This is a genomic window from Mesorhizobium sp. M1E.F.Ca.ET.063.01.1.1, from assembly GCF_003998155.1.
In the GTDB taxonomy this organism is placed as follows: domain Bacteria; phylum Pseudomonadota; class Alphaproteobacteria; order Rhizobiales; family Rhizobiaceae; genus Mesorhizobium.
Genome location: NZ_RZSC01000395.1, coordinates 1 through 5451, shown reverse-complemented (window position 1 = coordinate 5451; position 5451 = coordinate 1). Strand labels below are relative to the sequence as shown.

5 protein-coding genes are annotated in these 5451 nt (G+C 63.4%); all 5 read right to left on the bottom strand.

Translation table 11 applies throughout. The features are described 5' to 3' along the window. The coding region (locus EOA29_RS23560) for a DUF1194 domain-containing protein (protein ID WP_127221634.1) at window positions 1-483 on the bottom strand (483 nt) is incomplete at its 3' end. An 80-nt stretch (window positions 484-563) separates the two neighbouring features. After that, entirely contained in the window at window positions 564-1505 is a 942-nt protein-coding gene (locus EOA29_RS23555) for a phosphoribosylaminoimidazolesuccinocarboxamide synthase (RefSeq protein WP_126093278.1), read from the bottom strand. A gap of 238 nt (window positions 1506-1743) precedes the next feature. Next, the gene (locus EOA29_RS23550; RefSeq protein WP_126093277.1) at window positions 1744-4305 is read right to left on the bottom strand and encodes an FAD-dependent oxidoreductase; all 2562 of its coding nucleotides are present in this window, start codon (window positions 4303-4305) and stop codon (window positions 1744-1746) included. Between the two features lie 127 nt (window positions 4306-4432). Next, window positions 4433-5230: a hydroxymethylpyrimidine/phosphomethylpyrimidine kinase gene (locus tag EOA29_RS23545; protein ID WP_127221632.1), complete on the bottom strand. Its 798-nt coding sequence runs from the start codon at window positions 5228-5230 to the stop codon at window positions 4433-4435. Then, window positions 5221-5451 (bottom strand): thiamine phosphate synthase (locus tag EOA29_RS23540; RefSeq protein ID WP_189478967.1); only part of this gene is annotated, 231 nt, incomplete at its 5' end. The genes EOA29_RS23545 and EOA29_RS23540, both read right to left, overlap by 10 nt.

Sequence of the window (5451 nt, the reverse complement as noted above, 5' to 3'; positions counted from 1 at the left end):
CTGGTTGTTGGGCCCGTCGCCGGAAATGTCGATGACGCGCTTGACGCCCTGAAAGCCGCTTTCGGCGAAAAGATCGCTGCCGAATTCCAGCGCGCCGGAAATCGAGGTGCGCCTGGCGCTGTCCGGCGGGTGGGCGTTGAGCTGCTCGACCACGCGCTCGGCATCGGCCCGGTTGGCGATCGCCGTCCACGGCACGATGACCCGCTGCCAGTTGCTGCCCGCCCATTCGACGTAGGTGACGGCGATCTTGCCATAAGCGCCGTCGGCAATGGCCTTCAGCACGTTGTCATGCGTGAGCGCCGCGGCATAGCCATGGCGCTGGATCTCGAGTTCGGCCGGCGACATGGAGAGTGAAACATCGACCGCCAGCACCAGTTCGACATCGACCGGCTCGGCGGGAGAAGCTGCTGATGTCAGCCAAAGCGCCAGCGCCAGCGCGGCGCTGCCTGAGAAGATATGCCTTGCGCGGGCATAAGCAGACATAGGGGGAGGGTAAGCGAAAATAGCCGCGTGCAAAAGCCGGGAATTCCCGGGCATCGCATTCCCGCCAGCCCAAGGCCCTCTTAAAAATACCGCGCGAGATTCGAACGGATGCGTTCCAGCACGGTGTCTCCGGAGACGTCGGGCACGAATTTTGCGCTGGTGATTGCCTCGTAGGCCTGGATATAGACCTCCGAGGCCTGATTGACGATCTCGTCCGGGATCCTTGGGATCGGTTCCTTGTAGGGGTCGCACCGCGCCAATACCCACGACCGGATGAAGTCCTTGTCGAAACTCTGCGGCCGCACGCCGCCTTCGAACGCCTCATTGTAACTCGCTGCGATCCAGTAACGGCTGCTGTCGGGCGTGTGGATTTCGTCCGCAAGGACGATGGCGCCGTCCGGCGCCGTGCCGAATTCGTACTTGGTGTCGGCCAGAATCAGGCCGCGTTCGGCGGCGCGCTGCTGGCCGCGGGCGAACAACTGCAGCGAATAGCGCGATACGGTGTCCCACTGCGCCTGCGTGAGAAGCCGCTGTTCGATAATCTCGGCTTCAGACAGTGGCTCATCGTGGCCGCCGCCTGCAGCCTTGCTGGTCGGAGTGATGATCGCCTCGGGCAGCTTTTCATTGTCGCGCAGCCCATCCGGAAAGCTGTGTCCGTAGAAGCTCCGTTCGCCTTTCCTGTACTTGGTCAGGATCGAGGTGCTGGTGGTTCCCGCCAGATAGCCGCGCACGACGATCTCGACCGGCAGCATATCGAGCCTTGCGCCGACGACGACATTGGGGTCGGGATACTCCAGCACGTGGTTGGGGCAGATGTCGGCGGTTTCCTCGAACCAATAGCGCGCTGTCTGGGTGAGGACCTGTCCCTTGAATGGGATCGAGGCCAGAATCGTATCGAACGCGCTCAAACGATCGGTGGCGATGATGATGCGGCGCCCGTCCGGCAGATCGTAGTTTTCGCGCACCTTGCCGTGATAGTGATTGGGAAGTTCGGGAATGAAGGCGTCGGACAGGATGCGCATATGGCGTGTTGCTTTCGCAGGCTTGTGATGGGGACACATAAGCTGTCGGCCTCGCACGTATCAAGCCGGTACCCAAGCCGTCTTCACATCGCCTCCGGGCACGGCAGGCGAATGATACAGCATCCGACTGTCACCCGCGTTGGCCCAACTTCAACCGCATGTGCGACGATCATCCGGTACAGAGAAAAAAGCCCGGCCGAAGCCGGGCTTTCGCATTCATCTTTTTGCGCCTGCGGCCTCAGCTCCTCGGCTTCAGGTTTTCTGGATCGTAGAGCGGTTTGTAGCCGACGCCGGCCACTTCGACCGGATAGGTCTCGCTGAAATACTCCACCTGCAGCTTGCGGCCCTCCTGGGCATAGGCCCAGGGCAGGTACGCAAGCGCGATGTTCTTGCCGATCGTCGGGCCGTAGGCGACCGAAGTGGTGAAAGAGCGGCGGCCGAGCTCGTCAACCAGCGTCTCGCCGGTCGCGGGGTCCTGCACCGGCATCGTGCCGACCGGATAGCGTGCGACACCCTTGGCATCGGTGTTCTCGGTCATCACCAACGTGCAGAGTATCGCCGGCTGATGGTGGCGGGCGCGATATTCGAGGTGTTTCGCCTTGCCGCAAAAATCGTTCTCCTTGACCTTCGGGCGGGCAAGATCGGCTTCGAGCAGATTGTACTCGGTCAGGAGGTCGGCATTCTGCAGCCTGAGGCTCTTTTCCATGCGGCGGGTGTTGGCATAGGTCTCGACGCCGAACGGCATGACGCCGGTCGAGCGCAGCGCGTCCCAGACGGCCAGCCCGTCCTCGTAACGCATATGCAGCTCCCAGCCCTGCTCGCCGACATAGGAGATGCGGAAGGCAGTGACATCCTTGCCGGCGATGCGGATCGGCTTGATTGCGGCGAACGGGAAATTCTCCGGCGAAAGCCCCTGTGGGTCCTCGACCACTTTCTGCAAGGTGGCGCGGGCATTCGGCCCCCAGATGCCGATCGTGACGTACTTCTCCGTGACGTCGGTGACGGTGACATCAAAACCTTTGTCCCGCGCGGTGCGCTGCATGTAGCGGAAGTCGCGCGGACCGGCGTCCGCACCGTCGATCACCCGGCAGCGGTCGGCCATACGGATCACCGTGAAGTCGGCGCGCACCATGCCTTCCTCGTCGAGGAAGTGGGTATAGATGCCCTTGCCGATATTGTTGTCGCCGCCGATCTTGGCCGCGCACAGCCATTCCAGCAGCGCGACATGGTCAGGGCCTTCGACATCGTACATCGAGAAGTGCGAGAGGTTGACGATGCCGCAATCCTCGCTCATCGCCAGATGCTCGGCATTGGAGACGCGCCAGAAATGGCGGTTGTCCCATTCGTTTTCGCGCACCGGCACGCGGTTGCCGTATTTTTCGAGCAGGTGCTCGTTGGCGGCATAGCCGTGGGCGCGCTCCCAGCCGCCCAGCTCCATGAAATAGCCGCCGAGCTCCTTCTCGCGCTCCCAGAAAGGCGAGCGACGGATGTTGCGGCCCTTGGAGAAGGGCTCGCGCGGATGCACAGCCGGATTGTAGACCTTCATCGCGGTCTCGGTGCAGCGATCCCAGATGAACTGCTCCTGCATCTGGTGCGGGTAGAAGCGCGCATAGTCGATGGCGTGGTGGTCGATCGAGGTGCGGCCGTCGGTCATCCAGTCGGCGATCAGCTTGCCCATGCCCGGGCCGTCCTTGACCCATATGGCGACGGCATACCAAAGCCCCCTCACCTTCTGGCTTTCGCCCATGGACGGGCCGCCATCGGTCGTCACCTGCAGCAACCCGTTGAAGGAATGGCCCTCATTGTAGCCGAGCTCGCCGAGGATCGGCGTCAGCTCCATGGCGCGCTCCAGCGGCGCCATGATCTGCTCCATGTCGAGGTCGCGCTGCGAGGGCGAGAGCCGCGCCTGGTCCTTCTCGAGCAGGTCGCGCGGGTGGCAGAGACGCGGATTGGTCTCTTCGTAGTAGCCCCATTCGATCTGTCCGCCTTCGGCGGTCTTGGGGTCGCCGGTGTCGCGCATATAGGCGGAGTTGCCCTGGTCGCGCAGCAGCGGCCAGCCGATCTCCTTGCCGGTGCCGGCGAACTCGTTGTAGGGGCCGAAGAAGGTCAGCGGATGGTCGATCGGCATGACCGGCAGATCCTCGCCGACCAATGCCGCGGTGAGCCGTCCCCAAATACCGGTGCAGACGACGACATAGTCGGCCTCGATCGTGCCGCGCTCGGTCACCACGCCCTTGATGCGTCCATTCTCGACGATCAGCTCCTTGGCGGAGGTGTTGGCGAAGGCCTGGAGCTTGCCGGAGGCTACACCCTGGTCGACCAGCTTGCCGGCGACCGTCTGCGAGCGCGGGATGACGAGGCCGGCATCCGGATCCCACAACCCGCCCTGCACCAGATGCTCCTCGATCAGCGGGAACTTCTGCTTGATCTCGGCCGGCTCGATCAGGCGGGCGCGTGTGCCGAAGGACTTGGCCGAGGCGATCTTGCGCTTGATCTCTTCCATGCGGCCATCGTCGCCGACGCGCGCGACTTCCAGGCCGCCGATGCGGGCGTAGTGGCCCATCTTTTCGTAGAAATCGATGGAATAGAGCGTCGTCCAGCAGGACAGGAAGTCGTGGCTGGTCGTGTAGCAGAAGTCGGAGGCATGCGCCGTCGAGCCGATATCGGTCGGGATGCCCGACTTGTCGATGCCGACGATGTCGTCCCAGCCGCGCTCGATCAGGTGATGGGCGACCGACGCGCCGACGATACCGCCCAGACCGACGATGACGACCTTCGCCTTTTTCGGAAACTCTGCCATTGCCCGCGACTCCAAAGTGGTAAAGCCGGCGGACTATAGGGCCGAGCGGTAGGGTGATTGAAGCCTGTTTGCGACATTAGGAAAAGGCCGAGCGACCCTGACAGCCGAACGCGCCTCGTCCGGGGTGTCACCGGTGAGGATTTCCTGATGTGCCGGAGCCGAATTCGCGCTCGATACCTCGCAAAAGCTTCCCGAAGACAAACCGCTTGCCTTCGCGCACGCTGTCCTCGAGCGGTTTCGCGCCGGCCAGATGCGCGGCGATCGCGCTCGCCAGCATGCAGCCGGTCCCGCGCATCGATCCGGCAAGCCTGGGCATGTCGAAGCGGATAGGTTCTTGCCCGCCGCTCAACAGAATATCCGTTGATCTGGGTCCCGCCGCATGGCCGCCCTTGATGAGCACCGCCTGGGACCCGTCCGCAAGCAATCGCCTTCCCTGCCGCAGCGCATCTTCGTCGTCCGCGGCCAAATCCGAACCGGTCAGGATCGCCAGCTCGATGAGGTTCGGCGTGACCAGACGGCAAAGCGGCATGAGATCGCGTTTCAGGACCCCGATCGCTCCCGGTTCCAGCAATTGCCTGCCCGACGTGGAAGCCAGCACCGGATCGAGGACCGTCGGTATCCGCGGATTTTCGCCGAGCACGGTGGCAACCGCCGCGATAACGCATCCCGTTGAAAGCATTCCGATCTTTATCGCCGACACTTTATTGGCCCGCAGCGCCGCGCGCATCTGATCGGCGACCAGGCCGGGCTGCATATGGTGGACCGCCGTAACGGATTGGTGTGTCTGCACCGTTACCGCGGTGACGGCAACGCAACTGCGCAAGCCGATCGAAGAGATCGTCTCGATATCGCGCGCAATCCCGGCGCCGCCGCTGGAATCCGATCCGCCGACGACGAGCACATGCGGGTCCCGGTTCAGCGCCATTGCTCCGTCTTGTCGATCCATTCCCTGGTACGCGCCTCGGGGTCCGGATTCAGCGTTATGTCCGTCACCGCCGCCGCGCTGTCGGCGCCGGCCCCGAAAACGCCATCGAGCCGTTCGGGATTGAGGCCGCCGATGGCGACCAGCGGAATGGGTGCGACGGCGTCCTTCCAGGCGCGAAGCCTCTCGAGCCCCTGCGGCGCCCATTTCATTGTCTTCAGGAT

Excerpts from the sequence above, each read along its gene's own strand:
- EOA29_RS23550 (WP_126093277.1), bottom strand. The coding sequence starts at position 4,305 with ATGGCAGAGTTTCCGAAAAAGGCGAAGGTCGTCATCGTCGGTCTGGGC.
- EOA29_RS23545 (WP_127221632.1), bottom strand. The coding sequence starts at position 5,230 with ATGGCGCTGAACCGGGACCCGCATGTGCTCGTCGTCGGCGGATCGGAT.
- EOA29_RS23555 (WP_126093278.1), bottom strand. The coding sequence starts at position 1,505 with ATGCGCATCCTGTCCGACGCCTTCATTCCCGAACTTCCCAATCACTAT.